Annotated in this window: 23 protein-coding genes; 13 read left to right on the top strand and 10 right to left on the bottom strand. The window is 45.6% G+C overall.

What is annotated here, in order from left to right; genetic code table 11:
• Positions 1-11 precede the first annotated feature (11 nt).
• The gene (hldE, locus tag VIB_RS01910) at positions 12-1,442 is read left to right on the top strand and encodes a bifunctional D-glycero-beta-D-manno-heptose-7-phosphate kinase/D-glycero-beta-D-manno-heptose 1-phosphate adenylyltransferase HldE (protein ID WP_004394276.1); all 1,431 of its coding nucleotides are present in this window, start codon (positions 12-14) and stop codon (positions 1,440-1,442) included.
• A 105-nt stretch (positions 1,443-1,547) separates the two neighbouring features.
• On the opposite strand, the gene tolC is transcribed toward hldE, so the two are convergent.
• Entirely contained in the window at positions 1,548-2,861 is a 1,314-nt protein-coding gene (gene tolC, locus VIB_RS01905; RefSeq protein ID WP_004394275.1) for an outer membrane channel protein TolC, read from the bottom strand.
• 318 nt (positions 2,862-3,179) lie between these two features.
• Here tolC and nudF point away from each other — a divergent pair, with 318 nt between their 5' ends.
• From nudF to parC, 6 genes are all read left to right on the top strand, one after another.
• Positions 3,180-3,809: an ADP-ribose diphosphatase gene (gene nudF / locus VIB_RS01900; protein WP_004394274.1), complete on the top strand. Its 630-nt coding sequence runs from the start codon at positions 3,180-3,182 to the stop codon at positions 3,807-3,809.
• A gap of 7 nt (positions 3,810-3,816) precedes the next feature.
• The gene (locus VIB_RS01895) at positions 3,817-4,266 is read left to right on the top strand and encodes a DUF1249 family protein (protein WP_040903822.1); all 450 of its coding nucleotides are present in this window, start codon (positions 3,817-3,819) and stop codon (positions 4,264-4,266) included.
• Positions 4,267-4,282: 16 nt separating this feature from the next.
• Positions 4,283-5,104 (top strand): 3',5'-cyclic-AMP phosphodiesterase, encoded by an 822-nt coding sequence (cpdA, locus tag VIB_RS01890; RefSeq protein WP_004394272.1) that lies wholly within the window; start codon positions 4,283-4,285, stop codon positions 5,102-5,104.
• Between the two features lies 1 nt (position 5,105).
• On the top strand, positions 5,106-5,693 hold the full coding sequence (gene yqiA / locus VIB_RS01885; protein ID WP_004394271.1) for an esterase YqiA: 588 nt from the start codon (positions 5,106-5,108) through the stop codon (positions 5,691-5,693).
• Between the two features lie 218 nt (positions 5,694-5,911).
• A complete protein-coding gene (parE, locus tag VIB_RS01880) occupies positions 5,912-7,795 on the top strand; it encodes a DNA topoisomerase IV subunit B (RefSeq protein WP_040903866.1) in 1,884 nt (627 codons plus the stop codon).
• 1 nt (position 7,796) lies between these two features.
• Positions 7,797-10,070, top strand: a complete 2,274-nt coding sequence (gene parC / locus VIB_RS01875) for a DNA topoisomerase IV subunit A (RefSeq protein WP_040903820.1) — start codon at positions 7,797-7,799, stop codon at positions 10,068-10,070.
• A 97-nt stretch (positions 10,071-10,167) separates the two neighbouring features.
• Here parC and yacG read toward each other — a convergent pair whose 3' ends face one another.
• From yacG to nadC, 8 genes are all read right to left on the bottom strand, one after another.
• Entirely contained in the window at positions 10,168-10,365 is a 198-nt protein-coding gene (gene yacG, locus VIB_RS01870; RefSeq protein ID WP_040903818.1) for a DNA gyrase inhibitor YacG, read from the bottom strand.
• Positions 10,366-10,406: 41 nt separating this feature from the next.
• Entirely contained in the window at positions 10,407-11,147 is a 741-nt protein-coding gene (gene zapD / locus VIB_RS01865) for a cell division protein ZapD (protein ID WP_004394266.1), read from the bottom strand.
• Positions 11,148-11,178: 31 nt separating this feature from the next.
• The gene (coaE, locus tag VIB_RS01860) at positions 11,179-11,787 is read right to left on the bottom strand and encodes a dephospho-CoA kinase (RefSeq protein WP_004394265.1); all 609 of its coding nucleotides are present in this window, start codon (positions 11,785-11,787) and stop codon (positions 11,179-11,181) included.
• A 5-nt stretch (positions 11,788-11,792) separates the two neighbouring features.
• Positions 11,793-12,659 carry a prepilin peptidase gene (locus tag VIB_RS01855; RefSeq protein WP_004394263.1) on the bottom strand — a complete coding sequence of 289 codons (867 nt, stop codon included), beginning with the start codon at positions 12,657-12,659 and terminating at the stop codon, positions 11,793-11,795.
• 175 nt (positions 12,660-12,834) lie between these two features.
• A complete protein-coding gene (locus VIB_RS01850) occupies positions 12,835-14,061 on the bottom strand; it encodes a type II secretion system F family protein (protein WP_004394262.1) in 1,227 nt (408 codons plus the stop codon).
• An 18-nt stretch (positions 14,062-14,079) separates the two neighbouring features.
• Positions 14,080-15,768 (bottom strand): type IV-A pilus assembly ATPase PilB, encoded by a 1,689-nt coding sequence (pilB, locus tag VIB_RS01845; RefSeq protein WP_004394260.1) that lies wholly within the window; start codon positions 15,766-15,768, stop codon positions 14,080-14,082.
• A 14-nt stretch (positions 15,769-15,782) separates the two neighbouring features.
• The gene (locus VIB_RS01840; protein WP_004394258.1) at positions 15,783-16,202 is read right to left on the bottom strand and encodes a pilin; all 420 of its coding nucleotides are present in this window, start codon (positions 16,200-16,202) and stop codon (positions 15,783-15,785) included.
• A gap of 282 nt (positions 16,203-16,484) precedes the next feature.
• Positions 16,485-17,375 (bottom strand): carboxylating nicotinate-nucleotide diphosphorylase, encoded by an 891-nt coding sequence (gene nadC, locus VIB_RS01835; protein ID WP_004394257.1) that lies wholly within the window; start codon positions 17,373-17,375, stop codon positions 16,485-16,487.
• A gap of 108 nt (positions 17,376-17,483) precedes the next feature.
• Between nadC and ampD the strand changes: the two genes are divergently transcribed.
• Positions 17,484-18,029, top strand: a complete 546-nt coding sequence (gene ampD / locus VIB_RS01830; RefSeq protein WP_040903815.1) for a 1,6-anhydro-N-acetylmuramyl-L-alanine amidase AmpD — start codon at positions 17,484-17,486, stop codon at positions 18,027-18,029.
• Here ampD and fldB read toward each other — a convergent pair.
• Positions 18,026-18,544 carry a flavodoxin FldB gene (gene fldB, locus VIB_RS01825; RefSeq protein ID WP_004394255.1) on the bottom strand — a complete coding sequence of 173 codons (519 nt, stop codon included), beginning with the start codon at positions 18,542-18,544 and terminating at the stop codon, positions 18,026-18,028. The genes ampD and fldB overlap by 4 nt on opposite strands.
• A gap of 131 nt (positions 18,545-18,675) precedes the next feature.
• On the opposite strand from fldB, the gene xerD reads away from it, so the two are divergent.
• From xerD to aceE, 5 genes are all read left to right on the top strand, one after another.
• Positions 18,676-19,584: a site-specific tyrosine recombinase XerD gene (gene xerD, locus VIB_RS01820; protein WP_004394254.1), complete on the top strand. Its 909-nt coding sequence runs from the start codon at positions 18,676-18,678 to the stop codon at positions 19,582-19,584.
• A gap of 15 nt (positions 19,585-19,599) precedes the next feature.
• Positions 19,600-20,352 carry a thioredoxin fold domain-containing protein gene (locus VIB_RS01815; protein WP_004394253.1) on the top strand — a complete coding sequence of 251 codons (753 nt, stop codon included), beginning with the start codon at positions 19,600-19,602 and terminating at the stop codon, positions 20,350-20,352.
• Between the two features lie 60 nt (positions 20,353-20,412).
• The gene (gene recJ / locus VIB_RS01810; RefSeq protein WP_040903813.1) at positions 20,413-22,152 is read left to right on the top strand and encodes a single-stranded-DNA-specific exonuclease RecJ; all 1,740 of its coding nucleotides are present in this window, start codon (positions 20,413-20,415) and stop codon (positions 22,150-22,152) included.
• 303 nt (positions 22,153-22,455) lie between these two features.
• A complete protein-coding gene (gene pdhR / locus VIB_RS01805; protein ID WP_004394247.1) occupies positions 22,456-23,226 on the top strand; it encodes a pyruvate dehydrogenase complex transcriptional repressor PdhR in 771 nt (256 codons plus the stop codon).
• A gap of 50 nt (positions 23,227-23,276) precedes the next feature.
• A complete protein-coding gene (aceE, locus tag VIB_RS01800) occupies positions 23,277-25,937 on the top strand; it encodes a pyruvate dehydrogenase (acetyl-transferring), homodimeric type (protein WP_004394246.1) in 2,661 nt (886 codons plus the stop codon).
• Position 25,938 lies beyond the last annotated feature (1 nt).

The raw sequence follows: 25,938 nt of genomic DNA, 5'->3' as shown, positions 1-25,938 counted from the left end.
GAAGATCGATAATGAAACCAATCCTACCTGACTACAGCAAAGCGGGTGTGCTTATCATTGGTGACGTCATGCTTGATCGTTATTGGTATGGTCCAACGGGACGTATTTCCCCTGAAGCGCCAGTGCCAGTGGTAAAAGTTGAGCATAACGAAGAGCGTCCTGGTGGCGCTGCTAACGTGGCGATGAACATTGCCTCTTTAGGTGGTTTGGCGCATATCATAGGTTTAACTGGCATTGACGAGCCAGCACAAGTGCTGCAAGAAAAATTAACCTCGCTGAATGTGCAGTGTGACTTCGTTGGTTTAGCTGATTACCCCACCATCACCAAATTACGAGTGTTAAGTCGTGGACAGCAATTGATCCGTCTTGATTTTGAAGACAAATTTGAGAATATTGATGCTCAGCTGATCCTGTCGCGCATGGAACGTTCTCTGGCGAGCGTGAACGCGGTGATTTTATCTGACTATGCGAAAGGCGCTTTGGAGCACGTTCAGCAGTTGATTCAAAAAGCACGCATGGCCAATGTCCCAGTGTTTATTGATCCTAAAGGGGCTGATTTTGAACGCTATCGTGGTGCAACCTTATTGACACCGAATATGGGTGAGTTTGAGCAGGTAGTAGGAAAAGTTAAGTCGGATCAAGAGTTGGTTGAAAAAGGCTTGGGGCTTATTGAACAGTTTGATCTACAAGCGTTGTTGGTGACTCGCAGTGAGCATGGTATGACCTTGTTGCGTCGTGGTATGGAGCCTTTCCATTTGCCAACGCAAGCCAAAGAAGTCTTTGATGTAACCGGTGCTGGTGATACGGTGATTTCGGTGCTTGCTGCGTCGGTGGCTGCGGGTAAATCTTTGGATGAAGCGTGTGTTTTAGCCAATGCTGCCGCTGGCGTTGTGGTTGGAAAACTGGGAACTTCGACGGTATCGACGATTGAGTTGGCTGAAGCCATTCATGGCAGCAAAGAGGCGGATTTTGGCATTATTGGTGAAAGTGCGCTGATTGAAGCGGTCAAAAAAGCCAAAGCCCGCGGTGAAAAAGTTGTCATGACTAACGGCTGTTTTGATATTTTACACGCTGGACATGTGTCTTATTTGAACCATGCAGCAGAGCTTGGCGATCGCTTAATTGTAGCGGTTAATACCGATGAGTCGGTGAAACGTTTGAAAGGCCCAGGGCGTCCGGTCAATCCAACCGATCGTCGTATGGCGGTGCTAGCCGGGCTAGGTGCCGTGGATTGGGTGGTTCCATTTAGCGAAGATACTCCGCAGCGCTTAATTTCAGAAGTGTTACCAAGCATTTTAGTTAAAGGTGGCGACTATAAACCTGAAGATATCGCTGGTGGTGAAGAAGTGATTGCTGCGGGTGGTGAAGTGAAAGTACTGAATTTCGAAGAAGGCTGTTCGACCACAGACATTATCAAGGCGATTAAAGGCGGTAAAGGTTAACGACGGTGATCTCGATGGAGATAGCCAATCGCTGTGTTTTCAGCGCGTAAGCGCATAAAAATAAGGGGCTTCAATTGAAGCCCCTTATTTCATTTAGGGATTGCTTTATCGACTCACGCGTTGTAGTCCAGCATTGATATCGAGAATATCTTGTTCGCTGAGAGAGCCAATTGCTTGACTAAGTTGTAGACGATTCAAAATATAATCGTAGCGCGCTGAAGAGAGATTACGGTTGGCATCATACAGACGTCGCGTTGCATCTAATACATCAACAATCGTCCGAGTACCAACTTCAAAACCGGCTTCGGTTGCTTCTAGGGCAGAACGAGCGGAAATCACCGATTGTTCATAAGCACGTAATGCGCCAATTGAAGCGTTGATATTGTTGTTATAGGCGCGCACATCTTTGACCACGCTGCGGAAGGTCGCTTCTAAGTCTTGGCTTGCGGCGACAAACGCATGTTCGGCTTGTTTGGTTAATGACGTTACGTTACCACCCGTATACAGCGGAACATTGAGATTTAGCCCAATGGTAAAATCGTTAAAATCGGTATTATTCGCGGAATTATTGCTATTCGACTCACGCGCATAATTATAACCACCGTTTAACTTCAACGACGGCAAATGACCGGAACTGGCGAGAGCGATATTATCTTTTGCCACATCTTGAGCAATACGCGAAGAAAGCAAGGCTAAGTTTTGTTGCTGAGCTCGCTCGATCAATGCCTGCATTGATTCCGTATTACGGCTGGCTGAAAAGCGTTGAGTATCAAGAATGCTTAATTGCGAATAGCCTTGCCCAGTAATTTCTCTCAAAGATTCATAGCTATTGATTAAGGTGTTATCCGCTAAAACTTCTTGTGCTAAAACACTATCGTATTGCGCTTGTGCATCATGGACATCCGTAATGGCTGAGAGCCCAACGTCAAAACGCTGCTTAGTTTGTTCTAACTGACGTGCCACCGCGGCTTTTTCGGCACGGACAAATTCTAAGTTATCTTGTGCACTCAACACTTCGAAGTAGGCTTGAGCGACGCGCAACATCAATCCTTGTTGTACGGCGGCGTATTGTGCATCGGCTTGGCGAGCTTGTTTCTCAGTAGTATCTAATGATACCCAACTTGAGCGGTTATACAGTTCTTGAGCAAAACTGATGCCTGCTGATAGGCGATCGCTATCGCGCGCATCAACATCGCTACGAGTTAGGTTATACCCAGCCGTTAAATTAATCTGTGGTAACAACGAACTACGGCTCGAATTGATTGCTTCAAAAGCGGCTTCACGACGAGCAGCAGCACTGAGCAATTGCGGATCATTTTGTTTTGCTTGATCATAAATTTGTGCAAGATCATCGGCCCATGCGTTAATACTAAAGCTACCAAGGGTTGCACTCACTAAAAAAGGAAGCAGTTTTTTCATCGGTCCTATTCCTGCCTAGATATGAAAGGAGTTACGTTGACAGAGTGTAACTCAAATTGTTGGTATTTCATGCGAAAGTTTGCACTTTTTTACACTTAATTATCCACTTGTGCAATATAAATTAATGTATTAACTAACCAGTGACAGAGCTTGCGAATGGTTCATTACACAAAAAGGTTTATTTAATCAGCTATCTATCATGATAAAAGATCAATCACTTAAAAAAAAACATAACTTTTATACAAAAAGTTGAGCAATGTCGTTGGCAGTCGTAAACCTTCATGAGTAAACTAATAGATTCACCGAGAAGGAATGGCTATGCAACCCACAGACCAAGAAAAAGACCAGTTTAGCGTTAATGATCTGCAGATTGTCTCAAAAAAGACACTGTTCCAAGGTTTTTTTCGCATGGTTAAATACCAATTTAAGCATCGATTATTCCAAGGTGGGTGGAGTGAGACGATCGAGCGAGAAATGTTCGAGCGTGGTCACGCCGCGGCGCTGTTAGCTTATGATCCTCAACGTGATGAAGTAGTGATCATTGAGCAGATCCGGGTCGGGGCACTAGAACATGATCAGCCATGGCAGAAAGAAATTATCGCAGGCATGATTGAACCGGGTGAGGATGCGCAGGACGTTGTACGTCGTGAAGCATTCGAAGAGGCTGGGATATCGGTGGCAAGATTAGAAAAAATCACCAGTTATTACCCTTCTTCAGGGGGATGTTCTGAGAAACTCGATGTCTACATTGGTGAAGTAGATACTACACTGGCGGGAGGTGTGCATGGTTTGGACACGGAAGGTGAAGATATTAAAGTGCATGTGCTCAGTCGTCAGCAAGCTTATCAATGGATCAAAGATGGTCAAATTGAGAATGGTGCCTCAATAATCGCACTACAATGGTTAGAGTTGCATCATCAGCAATTACAATCTCAATGGCGGAGTTGATAACCTCATGCGCAGAGCGATAGCCACTAAGCCGTATCATGTGGATCTTGCGGATCTGATGCGAACTTATGAAACCAATTACGCAAAACTCAATGCTCTGCTGCCAAAACCAGCGAGTGTAGGTGAAGTCCGTTGTTATCAAGCGGCTGATCTGATTTATCAGTTACAAGTGCTCGAGGTCACAAAGTACACAACTTTGGTGGAAATTTGTCAAAGTGATGATATTTCAACGTTTTCATTACCTGTGATGTCTGTCAGGCTGTATCACGATGCACGAGTTGCTGAAGTGTGTGCTAGCGATCAATTAACGCGTATTGCGGCTCGTTATGAGTATCCTAACCATAAGATGGTGCAAAAAGATGAGAAAGCACAAATCAACCGTTTTTTAGGTGATTGGCTCACCTTCTGTTTGAAACAAGGCATTAGCCGAGCGCCGATTAATATTAACTATTCATAGCATTAGGTTTATCAATTTGAACGTGTCGCCCAGTTTAGACCCATCAGACAATATTAAGCTTGTTCAGATCACGGACACGCACCTGTTTGCGGCTGATGACGGTTGTTTACTTAGTGTGAATACAGCAGACAGTTTTCATGCCATTGTGCAAGCGATTATTGAGCAAAAGGTTGCTTTTGATGCTCTGCTTGCTACTGGCGATATTTCACAAGATCATAGCGCGGAGTCTTATCAGCGTTTTGCTTCTGAGATCAGCGCCTTGCAAAAAGCGTGCTTTTGGTTACCGGGTAATCATGATTATAAACCCAACATGGGTAGTGTTATGCCGTCTTCACAACTGCATGCCCCCGAGCATGTCTTGCTTGGGAAGCACTGGCAAATGATTTTACTCGACTCTCAAGTCGTTGGCGTGCCGCATGGCCGTCTCAGTGATTACCAACTGAATCTATTAGATGAAAAACTCGCTCAACATCCAGATCGCTATGCGTTGATTTTATTGCATCATCATCCTCTGTTAGTGGGCAGTGCTTGGCTTGATCAACATACCTTAAAAGACAGTGATGCATTTTGGAGCGTCATTCAGCGACATCAAAACGCACGAGCCGTTTTGTGTGGTCACGTTCATCAAGATATGGACCGCACTTTCGCCGGGGTAAAAGTAATGGCAAGTCCGTCAACGTGTGTACAGTTTAAACCGAATTCCGATGATTTCGCGTTAGATCAATGCTCTCCTGGTTGGCGTGAGCTTGAATTGCACGCTGATGGTCAAGTGACAACGCAGGTCAAACGATTAGCACGCGGAGCCTTTGTGCCGGACTTTACTTCAAATGGGTATTAATATGGGTGTGCGCTCTTCGCTACTGCTGTATATACATGGTTTTAACAGCTCACCGCTTTCACACAAAGCTCAGGTGATCCAGCAGTATTGTGCTCAGCAACGGCCGGATATCAAGGTCGTTATCCCTAAATTAGCGCCTTTTCCACAGCAAGCTGCTGAACAGTTACGTAATTTAATGGAGTCTTATCAAGCCGATTATCAGATTGGTCTGGTGGGAAGTTCATTAGGTGGCTATTTAGCCACTTGGCTTAATGCGCACTATACGGTTCCTGCGGTATTGGTGAATCCAGCGGTGAAACCGTATGAATTGCTGCGTGATTTTCTTGGTGAGCAGCAGAATCCGTATACTCAACAACGTTACCTGCTGACGGTTGATCATATTGATGAATTAAAAGCGCTAGAGATTGACTCGATTGATCATCCTGAGCATTTTTGGCTATTACAGCAAACGGGTGATGAAGTGCTCGATTATCGACAAGCGGTAGAGAAATATCGTCATGCTCGCCAGACGGTTGAAGACGGTGGTGATCATAGTTTTGTTGGTTTTGAGCGCTATCCGTCGGCAATCATCGATTTTCTGCACTTATAAATTCGCTGTCATCCTGCGCGAAAAGTCATAATTTTACCTTAGGCTTACGGATGTCACTTGACATCGAAGGGGCTCTTCCAGACTATGTCTGTCTTGTTCTTGCTCCATTGAGCTGCTGTGTTTTATCACCAAATCTGCTTTTTGGTGGATAATTCAAGCGTAAATCCTTAATGGGTAGTAAAGTTACCAATCATTTATCGATAAAAGCATTCCGTATTATGACTGAACAATATAATGCTGGAGCCATCGAAGTTCTCAATGGCTTAGAACCAGTACGTCGCCGTCCCGGGATGTATACGGATACCACGCGTCCCAATCATCTTGGGCAAGAAGTCATCGACAACAGTGTCGATGAAGCGTTGGCCGGATACGCCACCAAGGTTCAGGTGATACTTCACGCTGATCAATCACTAGAGGTGATTGATGATGGGCGTGGTATGCCCGTAGACATTCATCCTGAAGAGAACGTTTCTGGGGTTGAACTTATTTTATGTAAGCTTCACGCTGGCGGTAAATTCTCCAATAAAAGCTACCAATTTTCTGGTGGTTTACACGGGGTGGGGATTTCGGTGGTTAACGCCCTTTCTAAACGGGTTGAAGTGACGGTTCGCCGTGACGGTCAGGTGTATGACATTGCCTTTGAACATGGTGAAAAAGTCTCTGATTTAACGGTCACTGGGACTTGTGGACGTCGTAATCGTGGTACTTCGGTGCATTTTTGGCCAGAAGCGCGTTATTTTGATTCTGCCAATTTTTCCGTCTCGCGTTTGGTCAATAATTTACGCGCCAAAGCCGTACTTTGCCCCGGTCTAGAAATTACTTTCACCGATAAAGTGAACAATAACGAGTATCGTTGGCTGTATGAAGACGGTTTGAAAGACTATCTTGCCGAAGGGGTAAAAGGTTATACCTTATTGCCTGAAGAGCCGTTTACGGGCGAGTTTAAAACCGAGACAGAAGCCGCAAACTGGGCGGTCATTTGGTTACCGGAAGGTGGCGATTTAATTACCGAAAGCTACGTGAACTTAATTCCCACCCCACAAGGTGGTACGCACGTTAATGGTTTACGCCAAGGGCTGCTTGATGCGATGCGTGAATTTTGTGAATTTCGTAATTTGTTGCCGCGTGGAGTCAAACTTACCGGTGAGGACGTATTCGATCGCTGCGCGTATGTCTTATCGATAAAAATGCAAGATCCACAATTTGCAGGGCAAACCAAAGAGCGGCTCTCTTCTCGCCAAACCGCCTCGTTTGTTGCCAGTGTTGTTAAAGATTCATTTAGCTTATGGTTGAATGAAAAGCCACAATTGGCTGAGTTATTGGCTGAAGTGTGTATCAGCAATGCTCATCGCCGGATGCGCGCGAGTAAAAAAGTGGTGCGTAAGAAAATCGCTTCTGGTCCTGCGCTGCCTGGTAAGTTAACCGATTGTTCTCAGCAAGATCTCAGCCGCACAGAACTGTTTCTGGTCGAAGGGGATTCGGCGGGTGGCAGTGCCAAACAGGCGCGAAACCGTGAGTTTCAAGCCATCATGCCACTGCGCGGTAAAATCCTTAATACTTGGGAAGTCTCGGCCGATCAAGTGCTGGCTTCACAAGAGGTACATGATATTTCTGTCGCCTTGGGGATTGACCCTGATAATGATGATTTAGAGGCGCTACGTTACGGTAAAGTCTGTATTTTAGCCGATGCGGACTCCGATGGGTTACACATTGCGACATTGCTGTGCGCCTTATTCACTCGTCATTTTCGTGCCTTGGTTCGTGCTGGTCACGTCTATGTGGCGATGCCGCCACTGTATCGGATTGATTGCGGTAAAGAAGTGCATTATGCACTTGATGACAATGAAAAAAAGGCAATCATCGAACGTCTCAGTAGTAAAAAAGCCAAAATCAACGTCCAACGTTTTAAAGGCTTGGGGGAGATGAATCCTCTGCAATTACGTGAGACCACCATGGATCCGAACACCCGCCGTTTAGTGCAATTAACCATTGATGACGATAAAGAGACCGATGAAATGATGGATATGTTGCTGGGTAAAAAACGCGCGGATGATCGGCGCAGTTGGCTACAACGCAATGGTGATATGGCCGAGGTACAATAGAATGTCGAGTGAAATCAGTTTTGAGGGCGTAGAACAGTTACCACTGCGCAAGTTTACCGAGGACGCCTATCTCAATTACTCTATGTATGTGATTATGGACCGCGCCTTACCTTATATCGGCGATGGTTTAAAGCCGGTTCAGCGGCGGATCATTTACGCCATGTCTGAGCTGGGGTTGTCGGCATCAGCGAAATACAAAAAATCGGCACGAACCGTCGGTGATGTACTGGGTAAGTATCATCCTCATGGCGATTCGGCCTGTTATGAAGCCATGGTATTGATGGCACAGCCGTTTTCTTATCGTTACCCACTGGTTGATGGTCAAGGCAACTGGGGGGCTCCGGATGATCCTAAATCGTTCGCCGCGATGCGTTATACCGAAGCTAAGTTGTCTAAATTTGCCGAAGTGCTATTGGGTGAATTAGGCCAAGGCACTGTCGAATGGCAGCCTAACTTTGATGGCACCATGCAAGAGCCGAAAATGTTACCGGCTCGCTTACCACATATTTTGCTTAATGGGGTTACCGGCATTGCTGTTGGTATGGCAACCGATATTCCGCCCCATAATGTCCGTGAAGTCGTTGAGGCGACGATTCACCTCATCGAGCATCCTTCTGCCAGTCTTATTGACTTGATGCAGTATGTCAAAGGTCCTGATTTTCCAACCGAAGCGGAAATAATTTCACCACCGTCTGATTTAGAAAAAATCTATCAAACCGGGCGTGGTAGCATCAAAATGCGTGCGGTATGGCACAAAGAAGGCTCGGATATCGTTATTTCAGCGCTGCCGCACCAAGTCTCTGGTGCGAAACTGTTGGAGCAAATCGCTGGGCAAATGCGCGCTAAAAAGCTGCCGATGGTGGAAGATTTACGCGATGAATCGGATCACGAAAACCCAACACGGATAGTGATTGTACCGCGCTCAAGTCGAGTTGATTGCGATACTTTGATGAATCATTTATTCGCTTCAACTGATTTAGAAAAGAGTTTTCGGGTTAACCTCAATATGATTGGCCTGAACAATCGCCCTGAAGTTAAAGGCTTAACGCAGATTCTGAGTGAATGGATTGAATTTCGCCGTGAAACGGTGCGCGCTCGTTTGCAATATCGTCTTGATAAGGTTTTGGCTCGCTTACATATCCTACAGGGTTTGTTGATTGCTTATCTCAATATTGACGAAGTGATAGAGATCATTCGTCAAGAAGATGAACCCAAAGGCATCTTGATGGAGCGCTTCGGGATTAGCGACATTCAAGCCGATGCGATTTTAGACACCAAACTGCGCCATTTGGCAAAACTTGAAGAAGTCAAAATTCGTGGCGAACAAGATGCTTTGGATAAAGAGCGCGCTAAATTAGAAGAGTTACTTGGTTCTGAGCGACGCTTGAACACGCTACTCAAGAAAGAATTAAAAGCGGATGCGGAAAAATACGGTGACGATCGTCGCTCACCGATTGTTGAGCGTGCGGAGGCCAAAGCCTTAACCGAACGTGACCTGATGCCTAACGAAATGATCACTGTGGTGATCTCAGAGAAAGGTTGGGTACGTCATGCCAAAGGGCATGAGGTTGATTGTCATAGCTTGAACTATAAATCCGGTGATAACTACCTCGCGCATGCTTGCGGGAAGAGTAATCAACAGGTGGCTTTTTTAGGCAGTGATGGGCGTAGTTATTCATTAGAAGCACATACTCTGCCTTCTGCTCGTGGTCAGGGAGAGCCGATTACCGGACGGTTGAACATTACTGAAGGCAGTTCGATTCGCCAAGTAATTATGGGTGAAGACGATCAGCTATGGTTGGTCGGTTCTGATGCCGGTTATGGTTTTGTGTGTAAAGGTTCGGATCTGTTATCGAAAAATCGCAGTGGTAAAGCTTTAGTGAATTTGCCGAATAACTCTGAGTTACTGGCACCACAAGCCGTCAATGATCTGCAACATGATGAGATTTTAGCGGTGACCAATCAGGGACGAATGCTGCTATTTCCAATCAAAGATCTGCCGCAATTAAGCAAAGGTAAAGGTAATAAGATCATTAATATTCCTAGTGCGAAAGCGAAAGCGCGAGAAGAAGTGGTTTCTCATTTGCTGGCTATTCCGTCTGGATCATCGATTACGCTTTACGCTGGAAAGCGAAAGTTAGGCTTAAAGCCTACGGATTTAGATAATTTCCGAGGTGAGCGAGGCCGCCGAGGGGCACTGCTACCGAGAGGATTACAGCGGGTGACGCAAATAGAGATTGATGCAGAACCTACCGAACCTTTGGTTGTAGAATAAGAGCATAAAAAATCCCCAGCCAATCTGCTGGGGATTTTTTTATGCTCATATTTACTTCAGGGTGGTGGGTTATTTTAAACCTCTATCCCTGAGAGACTTATAGCGGCTCTTCAGACCAACCGTCACTATCTGACATATCGGGTGCACCAGGAATGGTATTTTCTTCATCAGCCCAAGTACCAAAATCAATCATCTGACACTGTTTACTACAAAAGGGCCGGAAAGGACTTTGCGCGCTCCACGGCACATCATCGCCACATTGGGGGCACTTTACCACGGTGATTTTTTTTGACATGACACTATCCTGTAGGTAAACCAAATCAGAAGGATACGGATTTAGCAGCACACCGCAAGATCAAAAGGAATATTTCGGCTGCTGGCTTTACCAGAAGAAAAATCAATGAACTTAATGGCAAAGCGATTTTTATGACCAGAAATCATCGGATAGACGCCGTACTCTAAAGGAATCGATAAACGGAGAATATTCGCGTCTTCCGCGTCGCTTTGGTAGAAACCATCTTGTGCCATTCGTGCTCGGAAATGCCCGGTTTCTCGGGTGAGTTTTAACCATAATGCAAGCGCATCAGATAGGGGTTGCAAGGTTGCAACCCATTGTTTTATGTCGAGTTGCTTCTGTTCTGATGATAAGTGTAACCAGTAATGCAGAGCGGGAAGATCAAAGCAACAAGAGCCACCGGGGAGGTTAAATCGTTGACGAATGGTACTTAAGAATCGATCATCTTTTAACGATTGGCCGAAGCGTTCGCCGGCTAATAGGCAGCGATGAACACTGTCAATCTCTTGTAACAGGCTAGTCAGCATCTGTTGGTCGACACCGTCAATATCAATCCATTGTCGGTAGGTTTGACGCTGTTTTTCAATATCTTTTGCTAATTCACTTTTCAGTTGCATCTGCTCAAAAATATCTAGCAGGTCAAAGAGAGAACGAAACAGCAACTGATGCTGAATACCGTCAGCCGTTTGACAGGCTCGATCCATTTGATTGAGCAGCGCTTCGACGCGTAAATAAATGCGCGTTTTTTCATTTAGCGGATGTTCAAACTTATGTGTGCTCATGAAACTGGCCTTGATTGATTTACCTGTATTCTCACCGATTTGTACCGCTCATTACCAGATACTTTTGATGTAATTCTGTGATTTGCGGCAAAAGTTGTCGGTTTTTTGCTCCATTTTTAATCACATCATCGGCCATCACTAAACGCTCAGCTCGGGTTGCTTGAGCGGCTAAGATCGCTCGAGCTTGCTGTTCATCCACCTTGTCTCGTGCCATAGTGCGCGAAATTTGAGTCTGTTCATCTACATCAATCACTAACACGCGATCAACCATCGATTGTAATTGATTTTCAATTAATAACGGTACAACGAGTAAACCATAAGGCGATGTAACGAGCTTTAATTGCTCGGCCATTTGTTGGTTGATCAGTGGGTGTAACGTTGCGTTAAGCCATTGTTTTTCTTTAGGGTCGGCAAAAATTCGTTCACGCAAGGCGCTGCGGTTTAAATGGCCATCGTCTTGTAAAATATCCTCACCAAAGTGCTCGATGATGGCGCTCAGGCCCGGAGTACCGACTTCAACCACTTGCCGAGCAATGATATCGGCATCAACGATATCAATCGAGAAATGTTCTTGAAACAGATTGGCGACAGTGGTTTTACCACTCGCGATGCCTCCAGTTAGGCCAATAATCAGCGTCATGAGCGTTATCCTACTAATGAATGTAGATACCAAGCGATCAGTTTATCGCCCCACAACATCGCCAGCCAACCAGCAATCGCCAAGTAAGGACCAAACGGGAAAGCTTTATTAATGCCTTGTTTTTGCAAACGCAATTGAATCAATCCAAACACCAAACCGACCAGTGAAGAGAGTAATACGATTAACGGTAATAATTGCCAACCTAACCAAGCACCGAGCGCGGCAAGCAACTTAAAGTCACCATAGCCCATACCTTCTTTACCGGTCAGTAGCTTAAATAGCCAATAAATCGACCATAAGCAAAGATAGCCTGCTATCGCTCCAATCACGGCGTCATTGAGTGAGAGTGGGCTAATATTCAACAGTGCTAGGCTGATCCCTGCCCACAGTAAAGGCAGAGTCAATTGGTCTGGCAGCAACATACTATCCAAATCAATGAAGGTGGCGGCAATTAACACATAAGTAAATAGCAGCAGTGCCACACTATAAGGGCTAAAGCCAAAGTGCAGAGCAATGATCAAACTGCTCACGGCAGTTAATAGCTCAATCGCCGGATAGCGAGCGCTGATCGGTGCTGAACAGTGCGCGCATTTGCCTCGCAAGCAGAGCCAACTGATAAGTGGAATATTATCTCTTATGCGCAAAGGCGTATGGCATTTAGGGCAAGTTGAACGAGGTGTACTGAGCGTGAGCTTGCCATCAGGGGGTGTGATGCCATAGTCAGGAAAAGCATCGGCACATTCTTGACGCCATTCTCGTTGCATCATCGTTGGTAAGCGGTAAATCACCACATTCAAAAAACTACCAATGATTAACCCCAATAGCGTTGCTAAGGCGGGAAATAGCCAAGGTATATAGTAAAAAATGTCCATTTAGGGTGCTCTTGTTAGCAGCAGGAATGTTATTCCCTTTCAACTTAGAGTAGGCGTGAGGTGGGCTAAGCCTATTGATATTTAATGAGCGCTTAGCAAGGCGATGAGCTTATCACTCATCATGACCAATCTGCTTCTTCAGTGATTTGGGGATAAAACATCGAAAGTGAGTATACTACCCCAATACACTCATTAAGTTAAAGATAGGTAAATACATTGCCACAACCAGCCCACCAACCACTGTGCCAAGAAAGACAATAATTAACGGTTCAAGGATTTTACCTAAATTATCTACGGTGTTATCAACGTCGAATTCATAAATCGTTGCTACTTTATTCAGCATATCATCGAGCTTACCAGACTCCTCGCCAATCATAACCATTTGTAGAACCAATTCTGGGAAAGCGCCGGTATTGCGCATCGCGATATACATTGGCATGCCTGCCGCAGTATCTCGGTAGACTTGTTGAATAGCCGTTTCAAAATGAAGATTACCTGCGGTTTTCGCGGTCGTTTTTAGGCTATCAAGAATCGGGATTCCAGCCGCAAAGCTGGTGGCGAGGGTTCGGCTAAATTTGGCGATCGACGCTTTGCAGAGTATACAACCAACAATCGGTATAGTGAGTGCTAAGCGGCTGGTTTTTAAACGGAATTGGAACGATTTTTTACGGATAAGTTTAAAACCGAATACGATGGCAATGCAGAGCAGTACAAAGACTAAGCTGTAGGCTTGAACCAGATGCGACAGTTTAAGTACTTGTTGAGTAAACCAAGGTAACTCGGCACCAAAACCTTGAAACATAAGCTCAAATTCAGGAATAATCATGGTAAGCATTAAGTAAGAGACGCCAAGCGCAACCAACATCACCATCGCTGGATAGATTAACGCTTTGATCACTTTGGCGCGCAGTTGTTCGGTTTTCTCTCGATAGGTGGCAAGGCGCTCAAAAACTTCCGCCAAGTTACCCGATTGTTCACCCGTTTGTACCAAATCAACGTAAAGAGGGTCAAACAGGCTACTGGCGGTACGCATTGCTTTTGAGATCGGCGTCCCTGCTGCTACGCCTTTACTTATTTGAGTGATGATCGATTTCATTTCTGCTTTTTGATGACTATCAGCGACTAACTTTAAGGCTTGAACAATGGGGACCCCCGTCGCGAGCATGGTCGAGAGTTGGCGAGTCAGCAGGGTAATCTCTTTGTTTGTGGCGCGATGAGTGAGACGAGTGATCAAAGAGAGGCTGCTTTTTTTGATCTTTTGAATCTGCACATGTTGATCTTTGAGTTTATCGCGCACTTCCAATTCGCTGATCGCTAAAAATTGCCCTGACACTTTTTTGCCAGAGCTATTGATGCCTTTCCAGCGATAATTTTTCAGTTCTTGTGCTTTAGATAGCGTCATAGCGAGAAATCCAATCGATTAGAAGTAAAGAACACGCTGCAGCTCTTCAATGCTGGTGATCCCCTGTTGGAGTTTTTCTATTCCAGATTCTTGTAAAGTTTGCATACCATTAGCTTTAGCAATGGCTTCGATATGAGTAATGGAAGCGCGCTGCATGATCGCTTCAGCTAATTGGCTATTAAACGCCATCACTTCATAAATGCCGACTCGGCCACTGTAGCCTTTGGTGCATTCACTGCAACCGTTCGGATCCGCTGCGTAGAGAATGTCATCGGCTGATAAGTCAAACTGCTGTTGTTCCGTTACGTTTGGTTGTTTGGCGACTTTACAGTTCGGACATAAACGGCGTGCTAAGCGCTGAGCGATGATTAAGCTTAATGAAGAAGCGAGATTAAAAGGTTCAATGCCCATATTAGCCAGGCGAATCACGGTCTCTGCTGCTGAGTTAGTGTGTAACGTGGAGAGCACTAAATGCCCGGTTTGAGCAGCTTTAACGGCAATTTCAGCGGTCTCGACATCACGGATTTCACCGACCATGACAATGTCCGGATCTTGGCGTAAAAAAGAACGCAGCGCCTTAGCAAAGCCAAAACCGATTTTCGGTTGCACTTGTACCTGATTGATGCCGGGGAGATTGATTTCGACCGGATCTTCGGCTGTAGAAATATTCACCTGCTCACGATTTAATAAACTTAGCCCAGTATAAAGGGAAACGGTTTTGCCGCTGCCGGTCGGGCCAGTCATCAAAATCATCCCTTGTGGCTGTTTGAGAGCATTGAGATAGAGCTGCTTTTGCATCTCGTTGTAGCCTAATTTGTCAATATCTAAACTGGTGGCGCTGCTATCGAGTAAACGTAGGACAATTTTTTCTCCCCATAAGGTGGGTAAGGTGGAAACGCGCATATCAATCGCGGTGGTGGCATTGAGGCGCAGTTTAATTCGCCCGTCTTGTGGCAAGCGCCGCTCGGCGATATCCAGTTTCGCTAAAATTTTAATTCGCGCCGCTAGCCGGCGGCCTAAATGGCTGGCGGGTTGTTGGGTTTGCACCAAAATACCATCGCAGCGTAAACGAACTCGATAAAGGGACTCGTAAGGTTCAAAGTGAATATCGGACGCGCCTTTACGCACCGCATCAAGCAAGATTTGGTTAATAAATCGGCTCACTGGAGAGTCATCTTGGCTAAGATCCTCGACTTGTTGCTGCTCATCATCAGAAATATCGACTAAGCTGGCTAGCTCGTCTTGGCTGATCTCTTTGCCTTGCGCAGAATGTCCAGCTAATGAGCGTCCGTATAAGCGGCGAATAGCCCCTTGTAGTACTTTATAGTCTGCCAACACCACTTCAATCGCGAGTCCGGTGGCAAAGCGAAATTCTTCTTCTGCTTGCAGATGAGTCGGATCGGCCATGGCTAAGGTGAGTACCAAGCCATTATTCTCAATCGGTAGCGCTTGGTAGCGCATGATTAACTCACGTAATCCGAGCTGTTGGCACAGCTCTGGGTAGGCATAATCGCTGAGGTTTTGGATCGGCAGTGCGAACAGCTGACTGATGTGTTCGCTCAGCTCTTGGCTATCGAAGATCGCTAAATCCAACAAAGCTTCCGGCGCGCTAGCGCCAGAAGCTTGGATATGTTCGACCAGCGCTTTTTCTTGGGTCAGGCTAAGTAGTTGCGCCTGACGCAAAATCGCGATGAGATTGGTGAGCATAAATTATTGATAAATTATGATTTTGTTGTGTTACAAGATTTTATGTCGAAATCTGTTATCTCTTTATCAGCCTTACATGTCCAGCCAGTGTCCTTATCTCTTTCTAAAGTAATTTTCTTGGTATCCAATACACCCTTATCGAAGGTAAATACGATGCTTTCTTTATCTTCTCCAATTGATAATGTGCCTAATCCATTCGCTGTTGCCGAAGTGCCTAAATCACCGAGAGCAGTTAATGATCCATACTCTTGAATATGCAGTTCAGCCGGGGTTTGTAGTGCTTTCAATGTGGCAATAGCAGAGGATGCTTGAGATTTGGTGACATAATCTTTATAAGCAGGTACAGCGACTGCCGCTAGCACGCCAATAATCGCCACGACGATCATCAGTTCAATTAGAGTAAAGCCTTGTTGTTTAGTATAGTGAGTTTTCATGACTGAATTATCCTTGGGTATGGTCAGTTATTGAGACCGAATTAGGATAAGTGTCTGGTTGCATTAATAAAACTGTCACACAAATGTGTTTCGAGTCAGACGACAGTTTTTACATCCGCGTTGAAATGTCGTTGCTGAAATTCTGCGAGTCAGTTAAAGATATCCCGATAAACAGTGTGGCAATTGGTGTTTATCGGGATTAATAAAGAGGCAATGGTGGTTTGATATCAATTCGATGATAGGCTGAGGCGATGCTTCAGGGGTATAAAACCCGCTTAACCTTTAGCCTTTTAGGCGCATTGAGAGATCCAACGCTTGAATATGTTTGGTTAATGCACCAACTGAAATATAATCCACCCCCGTTTGCGCGTACTCGCGAATGGTCACTAAGGTAACATTACCTGAGTTTTCCAGAGCAGCCCGTCCTGCGTTGATACGCACCGCTTCACGCATCATCTCCAGAGTAAAATTATCGAGCATAATAATATCTGCACCAGCGTGAATTGCTTCTTCGAGTTCGGCTAAGTTTTCGGTTTCCACTTCAACCGGCTTGCCCGGATTAAGCGCTTTTGCAGTCGTGATCGCGGGTGTGATCCCGCCGCAAGCAATAATATGATTCTCTTTGATCAGGTAAGCATCAAATACACCGATACGATGGTTAAAGCCCCCACCACAAGTGACGGCGTATTTTAAGGCATTACGTAGTCCCGGTAGCGTTTTGCGGGTATCCAATAGACGACACGAGGTGCCTTCCAGTTGCTTGACGTATTGGGCGGTAACGGTAGCGCAGCCAGATAAGGTTTGGATAAAATTCATCGCGTTACGTTCACCGGTCAAGAGTGCGCGCGCAGGGCCGCTTAGCGTGCACAATACTTGATTGGGTTCGAGCGAGTCACCATCTTGCACATGCCAATCTATCGCTACTTCACCACCAAGTTGTCGAAAAACTTCATCAGCCCAAGCTTGGCCACAAAATACACCCGATTCGCGAGTAATAATGGTTGCCACATTATGGGCATCGGCAGGGATCAGGCTGGCGGTAATATCTGCCGTTGGATCGACACTACCACCAAGATCTTCTTCTAGTGCATCACGTACCGCACGCGTAATATCTAAGGGAAGCTGTTGTTTAAGGTAATCAAGGCGTTGTTGGCTGTTATGGGTGTTTTTCATCGCGAATCTAATCTAATATGCTATCGAACGGAGTCGGAATGATACGCTGACTAGGCGTGAAATTCAGCCACTAATCACGGATTTTGTGTAATCGATAAGGTGAAATTGATGATTGACCCAGCAGGCTGGTATCAAGTCGCTCGACATGTTCCGTCGCCTTTTTTTGATCAGCGCACTCAGCAACAACCCATCTCTCTATTGGTCGTGCATAACATCAGTTTACCGCCGGGGCAGTTCGGAGGGCCTTATATTGAACAGTTTTTTACCGGTCAATTGGATCCGAGCGCGCACCCATTTTTTGCCACCATTGCGACGATGCAGGTCTCAGCTCACTGTTTGATTCGCCGTGATGGCGAGGTCGTGCAGTTTGTGCCTTTTTCTGGGCGAGCTTGGCACGCAGGACAATCATCCTTTGCGGGTCAAGCGCGGTGTAATGATTATTCAATAGGCATCGAGTTAGAGGGCAGTGATTATGTCCCGTATACTTCAGCGCAATACCAATCATTGGTACGCTTAACAAAGGCTTTGCAACAGCATTATCCGGCAATCACTCAGCAGCGGATCACCGGTCATCAATATATCGCTCCGCAACGCAAAACCGATCCAGGATTGGTATTTGATTGGCGCTATTTTTTTCAGCAGCTATCGCTTTAATTGAGCTGTTGATATTCAGTGAGAATTTGTTCTACCCAGTTGGCTATGCGCTCATCACTGAGTTCATATTGTGAATCTTCATCAAGTGCTAAACCAACAAAATATTCGCCATCGGCGGTCAGTGCTTTCGAGGCATCAAAATGGTAACCATGATTAGGCCAGTAGCCAATAAGCTTAGCGCCGCTCTTCTGGATCTCGTCGTGCAGCATCCCCATCGCATCCAGATACCACTCGCCATAGCCTTCTTGATCGCCTAAGCCGAACAATGCGACGCACTTGTCGTTTAGCGGTACGCCATCGATGTGATCCCATATTGCACTCCAATCTTCTTGGATTTCACCAAAATCCCAAGTTGAGATGCCTAAAATCAGCAGGTCGTAATCACGCATTTTGCTTAGTGGCGTCTCCTTGACATTATGAATGGTCAATAATTCTTCGCCAATAATGGCGCGCATTTTTTCCGCTGCCATTTCGGTATAACAGGTGGTAGAACCGTAAAATAGGCCAATTTTCATAGAATCTTATTCATGGTTTAGAACGATGGACGAATTCTATACCCAATTCGACCAGAGATGCCACCTAGGAGTGGCGACTATTTTGTGGTATTAAGTTGAGGTCTAAATCTAATAAATAATGAGAAGAAGCGGTGTCAAAGCAATTGTCGGCAGACCATGGACTGGTTGAGCAGTTTTTAGATGCGATGTGGATGGAGCGAGGATTAGCGGAAAATACCCTGATGTCTTATCGCAATGATCTCACAAAATTATTGCTCTGGATGGAGCAACACGATTACCGATTAGATTTCATCAGCTTGGCTGGGTTATTGGAATATCAGAGCTGGCTAACCGATCAAGATTATAAACAAACCTCACGAGCAAGAATGCTCTCGGCGTTACGTCGTTTATTTCAGTATTTGCATCGTGAAAAAGTACGTAGTGACGATCCGAGTGCCTTATTGGTGAGCCCTAAATTGCCACAGCGTTTACCGAAAGATCTCAGTGAAGAGCAAGTCGAAGCGCTGTTGAATGCGCCGGATCCTAATGATCCATTGGAGTTGCGTGATAAAGCCATGTTAGAGTTGTTATATGCAACGGGGCTGCGCGTAACTGAGCTGATTTCGTTAACCATGGAAAATATCAGCTTACGTCAAGGTGTGGTGCGGGTGGTCGGTAAAGGTGGTAAAGAGCGTTTAGTGCCGATGGGTGAAAATGCCATTGAATGGATTGAAACGTTTATCGCTCAAGGGCGTTTACATTTACTGGGCGACAATACGTCTGACGTGGTCTTCCCAAGTAAACGTGCGCAACAAATGACGCGGCAGACCTTTTGGCATCGGATTAAATATTATGCCGTGATTGCTGGGATTGATGTCGAAAAGCTGTCTCCCCATGTTTTACGTCATGCCTTTGCCACTCATTTACTCAACTATGGTGCCGATTTACGCGTGGTACAGATGCTGCTTGGTCATAGTGACTTATCGACCACGCAAATTTATACTCATGTTGCGACTGAGCGACTCAAACAAATACACAGTGAGCACCATCCAAGGGCTTAAAAGAAAGGATTATTTATGAAGGTTTTACACCGTCTGACGCTTTTTGCTTTACCATTTTTCACCATGGCATGCCATGCACAGGAATCAAAAGAGCAAACGCCAAGTTTGGATAAAGCAGGGTTTGAGCAACGTTTTGCCCCATTGGGTATTGATGTCACGGCTATCGTTGCTTCTGAGATCAGCGGATTGGTCGAAGTGCAAACGCCCGGTGGCGTGTTATATGCCTCACCAGACGGTAAACATTTTATTGCTGGAACGTTATACGCATTGAAGGATGACGGCAGTTATGTCGATGTGTTAGCCAAGCGCCAAGCGCCGATTAATGCACAAAAACTACAACAAGTTGCATCGAGCACAATTGAATTTAAAGCGCCTCAAGAGCGCTATATCGTTAGTGTGTTTACCGATACGACCTGCGGTTATTGTGTTCGTTTGCATAGCCAAATTAAAGATTACAATGATTTGGGGATTACCATCCGTTATTTAGCTTTCCCTCGTCAAGGCGTTGCCGGCCCTGTTGCCGATCAAATGGCGGCGATGTGGTGTGCTAGCGATCCGAAGCAAGCCATGCACGAGGTGAAAATTGAGCGCAAAACGTTAACCCCGCAAGGGAATATCGCTCAATGTAAACAGACCATTGCTGAACATTATCAATTAGGTCAAGAGCTGGGTATTTCAGGTACGCCAGCAATGTTCTTACCAAACGGTGAGATGATCGGTGGCTACTTACCCGCAGCTCAATTACTGCAACGCCTTCAACAAGGCTAATCTCACGACGTTGTTTATTACGAGGAAACAGGCTTGGCATGTCCAAGCCTGATTATTTTTATGATCGAGATCCACAGAAGACCAGAAGTCGATTTAAGCCTATTGCCTGACAGTATCCCCGATTTATTGAAACGTATTTATCTTAATCGGGGTATTACTCGTGTTGAGCAATTAGAGAAAAGCGCTAAATCTTTGCATTCGTACCAAAGTCTGCACGGGATTGAACTAGCCGTGTCACTCCTATTGAATGCCATTGAGCAGCAAAAGCGGATCATTATTGTCGGCGATTTTGATGCCGATGGGGCCACGAGTTGCGCGTTGTCGGTATTAGCGCTGAGAATGCTGGGTAGCCGTAATGTTGATTATTTAGTCCCTAATCGTTTTGAAGATGGCTATGGACTCAGTCCTGAAGTGGTTGATCAAGCCTTACATATGGGCGCAGAGATGATCATGACGGTGGATAATGGCGTCTCTTCCATCGAAGGGGTACGTTATGCCAAGCAACATGGTTTGCAAGTCTTAGTCACCGATCACCATTTACCCGGACAAGTCTTGCCTGAGGTCGATGCCATGGTGAATCCTAATCTACAGCAGTGTGCGTTTCCGTCAAAAGCGCTTGCTGGAGTAGGGGTGGCGTTTTACTTAATGATGGCACTGTGCGTGCATATGCGTCAGTCAGGATGGTTTATTAAACACGGCATCCCTGAACCTAAACTTATGGAATTGATCGATTTAGTGGCATTAGGTACCGTGGCTGATGTGGTTCCGCTGGATGACAATAATCGGATTTTAGTCCATCAAGGTTTACAGCGTATTCGCGCAGGTAAAGCCCGTCCGGGGATCCAAGCCTTAATTGAAATTGCCAAACGCGATGCGCGAAAACTAGTGGCTGCCGATTTTGGTTTTGCGCTCGGGCCAAGGATTAATGCGGCAGGGCGGTTGGATGATATGTCGTTTGGCGTTGAACTGTTGTTGACCGACAATATTCATGCCGCGCGGCGTATGGCCAGCGAATTGGATGCCCTGAATCAAACTCGTAAAGAAATCGAAGAAGGGATGAAGCAAGAAGCGTTGGCGTTTTGTGAGCGTCTTCAGTTTGCCGATAATAGCGCGTTGCCACAGGGGTTAGTGTTATTTCAACGAGATTGGCATCAAGGGGTGATCGGTATTTTAGCTTCCCGGGTCAAAGACAAATACCACCGTCCCGTGATTGCCTTTGCCGATGGTGGCGACGGATTAATTAAAGGTTCTTGTCGCTCGATCCCTAGCTTACACATGCGAGATACCTTAGATAAAATTGATACCCAGAATCCGGGGATCATTATCAAATTCGGTGGTCATGCGATGGCGGCAGGGTTAACCATTGCTGAAGCTAACTTGCCGCGTTTTCGTCAGCTGTTTGAGCACGAAGTGGCTTTGCAGTTAGATGAAGCCAGCTTAAAAGGGATCGTACTCAGTGACGGTGAGTTAACTCCAGAAGAGTTCTCGATGCATACCGCTGAGTTATTAAGATCCGCAGGGCCTTGGGGACAAGCCTTCCCTGATCCACTGTTTGACGGTGAGTTTAAAGTTCTCCACCAAAAATTAGTCGGTGAAAAACACTTAAAATTAATGCTTGAACCGTTATTTAAAGGTCATCCAACCAATATCATGATCGATGGTATTGCTTTTAATGTTGATCTCCGTCGTTGGCCCGATGCTTCGGTGAAAACGGTACGCTTAGCTTATAAAATCGACATTAACGAATTCCGTGGCAACCAGTCTTTACAGTTACTGATTGATTGCTTAGAAGCCAAATAATCCTCGCCAACTTCTCATTCCGGACTGAGTTCACCTACACTCAGTCCGGTCACTCTATTGCTATTATTTTTCGCTACGACCTTATTAGGTTATTGACTTAGGCTTAATTTGTAATTGGTCTGACCTATACTATTGCTGTTTTAATGCGCGGTTGTTATCAAAGTGTTTTAACTTGGCTGGTTCTATGATTTGGGTCAACTTTTGACTGGACACTCGCGTTTTAATTATGTTAATTTCTACCCCAACTTGAAATTGGTATTACCAATTGCCTGCAAAAAATGACCAGTAGAAGAACAATAAATTATGGCTTATCAAAGGATTCGTCAGCCGAAACTTTCTGATGTGATAGAGCAAGAGTTAGAACGGTTGATTGTGGAAGGAACATTAGCCCCAGGGCAGCAACTCCCTCCGGAGCGCGAGCTGGCAAAACAGTTCGAGGTTTCTCGTCCTTCGATACGTGAAGCGATACAGCGTTTAGAAGCAAAACGTTTATTGACGCGTCGCCAAGGTGGCGGAACCTTTGTCAGTGAACATATCTGGCAAAGTTTCTCTGATCCTCTGCTAAATTTATTGTCTAGTCATTCGGAAACACAGTTAGATTTACTGGAAGCACGCCATGCGTTGGAAGGTATTTCAGCTTATTTTGCCGCTTTGCGTGGTACCGATGAAGATTTTGCTCGTATTCAAACCAGTTTGGCGCGAATTAGCGAAGTTCAAGACTTGAAAGATACCGAAGCAGAAGCCAGCACGGTCATGGCCTTTTTGATAGCGATTACCGAAGCCACTCATAATGTGGTGCTGCTGCATATCGTTCGTAGCCTTGCGCCTTTGCTTGAGCAAAATATTTTACAAAATTTTAAATTATTACGCCGCCGCCCCGAAGCGGAGGAGAAAGTAACTAAGCACCGAGCTAATATCGTGGATGCGATCGTTTCTGGTCAGCCAGAAAAAGCACGAGAAATGTCACACTCACATTTAGCTTATATCGAAGAAACATTGTTGGATTTGACCCGAGAAGAGTCTCGACGTGAACGTTCTCTCCGTCGCATCCAACAGGGTAATGAGCCGCAATAGCGGTCCATTGCGGTTCTAAATAAATCCAACCAACAGAAGGATAGATCGCCATGTCTGACATGAAGCATGACGTAGATGCACTGGAAACTCAGGAGTGGCTAGCTGCCCTGGAATCCGTTGTACGTGAAGAAGGCGTAGAGCGTGCGCAATTTTTACTAGAAGAAGTTCTAGAAAAAGCTCGTCTTGGTGGTGTTGATATGCCAACCGGTATCAACACTAATTACATCAATACGATCCCTGCAGCCCAAGAGCCCGCTTACCCTGGCGACACCACGATTGAAAAACGTATTCGTTCAATCATTCGTTGGAACGCGATCATGATTGTTCTTCGTGCTTCGAAGAAAGATCTTGATTTGGGTGGCCATATGGCTTCTTTCCAGTCTTCTGCCGCGTTTTATGAAACGTGCTTCAACCATTTCTTCCGTGCTCCTAACGAAAAAGATGGTGGTGACCTCGTTTATTATCAAGGTCATATTTCTCCAGGAATCTACGCGCGTGCCTTCGTTGAAGGTCGCCTGACTGCTGAACAATTGGACAACTTCCGTCAGGAAGTCGATGGCAAAGGTCTGCCTTCTTACCCACACCCGAAACTGATGCCTGAATTCTGGCAATTCCCGACCGTATCTATGGGTCTGGGTCCAATCGCCTCTATTTATCAAGCTCGTTTCCTTAAGTACCTAGATGGTCGTGGTCTTAAAGATACTTCTGAGCAACGCGTTTACGCTTTCCTTGGCGATGGTGAAATGGATGAGCCAGAATCACGCGGCGCAATCTCTTTCGCTGCTCGTGAAAAACTGGATAACCTATGTTTCCTTATCAACTGTAACTTGCAGCGTCTTGATGGCCCAGTGATGGGTAACGGCAAGATCATTCAAGAGCTAGAAGGCCTATTTAAAGGCGCTGGCTGGAATGTGGTTAAAGTGATTTGGGGTAACAACTGGGATGCACTATTAGCGAAAGACACCTCTGGTAAGCTACTGCAATTGATGAATGAAACCATCGATGGCGATTACCAAACTTTCAAAGCGAAAGACGGTGCTTACGTTCGTGAACACTTCTTTGGCAAATACCCAGAGACAGCGGCGCTCGTTGCCGATATGACTGATGATGAGATTTTTGCTCTGAAACGTGGTGGTCATGAGCCATCAAAACTGTTCGCAGCGTTTAAGAATGCGCAAGAAACTAAAGGTCGTCCAACCGTTATCCTAGCAAAAACCGTTAAAGGTTATGGCATGGGTGAAGCGGCGGAAGGTAAAAACATTGCGCACCAAGTGAAGAAAATGGACATGACTCATGTTCTGACAATGCGTAATCGTCTTGGTTTACAAGATCTTATTTCAGATGAAGCGATCAACGATTTACCTTACTTAACGCTTGAAGAAGGTTCAAAAGAGTACGAGTACCTGCATGCGCGTCGTAAAGCCTTACACGGTTATACACCACAGCGTTTGCCTAACTTTACTCAGCCTTTAATTATTCCTGAGTTAGAAGAATTCAAACCGCTACTTGAAGAGCAAAAGCGTGACATCTCTTCTACTATGGCGTTTGTACGTACGTTGAATATTCTTCTGAAAGACAAGAATATTGCCAAAAACATCGTACCGATCATTGCTGATGAAGCGCGTACCTTTGGTATGGAAGGTCTGTTCCGTCAAATTGGTATTTACAACCCGCATGGTCAGAACTACACCCCACAAGATCGTGATATCGTTTCTTACTACAAAGAAGCGACGTCAGGCCAAGTATTGCAAGAAGGCATCAACGAGCTAGGCGCGATGTCGTCATGGGTATCAGCGGCGACGTCTTACAGTACCAACGATCTACCGATGATCCCGTTCTATATCTACTACTCGATGTTTGGTTTCCAACGTGTTGGTGATATGGCATGGATGGCGGGTGACCAACAAGCTCGTGGCTTCCTATTGGGCGCAACGGCGGGTCGTACTACGCTAAATGGTGAAGGTCTACAGCACGAAGATGGCCACTCACACATTCTAGCCAGCACAGTACCAAACTGTATCTCTTATGATCCAACCTTCGCTTATGAAGTAGCGGTGATCATTCAAGATGGTATTCGTCGTATGTATGGCGACCAAGAGAACGTGTTCTACTACTTGACGCTAATGAACGAAAACTACGCAATGCCAGCAATGCCTGAAGGCGCTGAAGAAGGCATCCGTAAAGGTATCTACAAGCTAGAAACCTACACGGGTTCAAAAGCGAAAGTTCAGTTGATGAGCTCTGGCACGATCATGAATGAAGTGCGCAAAGCAGCACAAATTCTGAGTGACGATTATGGCGTTGCTTCTGATGTTTACTCGGTGACTTCATTTAACGAATTAGCTCGTGATGGTCAAGCGTGTGAGCGTGATGCGATGCTTCATCCTGAAGCGGAAGCCAAAGTACCTTATATTGCTCAAGTGATGGGTACAGAGCCTGCTATCGCTGCAACCGACTACATGAAGAACTATGCGGAGCAAGTACGTGCTTACGTACCAGCGGAGTCTTATAAAGTATTAGGTACAGATGGCTTTGGTCGTTCAGACAGCCGTGAAAACCTTCGCCGTCACTTTGAAGTGAATGCAGGTTATGTTGTGGTTGCAGCACTAAGCGAACTGGCCAAACGTGGCGAAGTTGAGAAATCGGTAGTGGTTGAAGCGATCAAGAAATTTGATATAGACACCGAAAAAACTAACCCGCTATACGCTTAAT

The sequence above is a fragment of the Vibrio metschnikovii CIP 69.14 genome, assembly GCF_000176155.1.
GTDB classification, from domain to species: Bacteria; Pseudomonadota; Gammaproteobacteria; order Enterobacterales; family Vibrionaceae; genus Vibrio; species Vibrio metschnikovii.
This window is presented reverse-complemented; position numbering and strand designations above follow the sequence as displayed.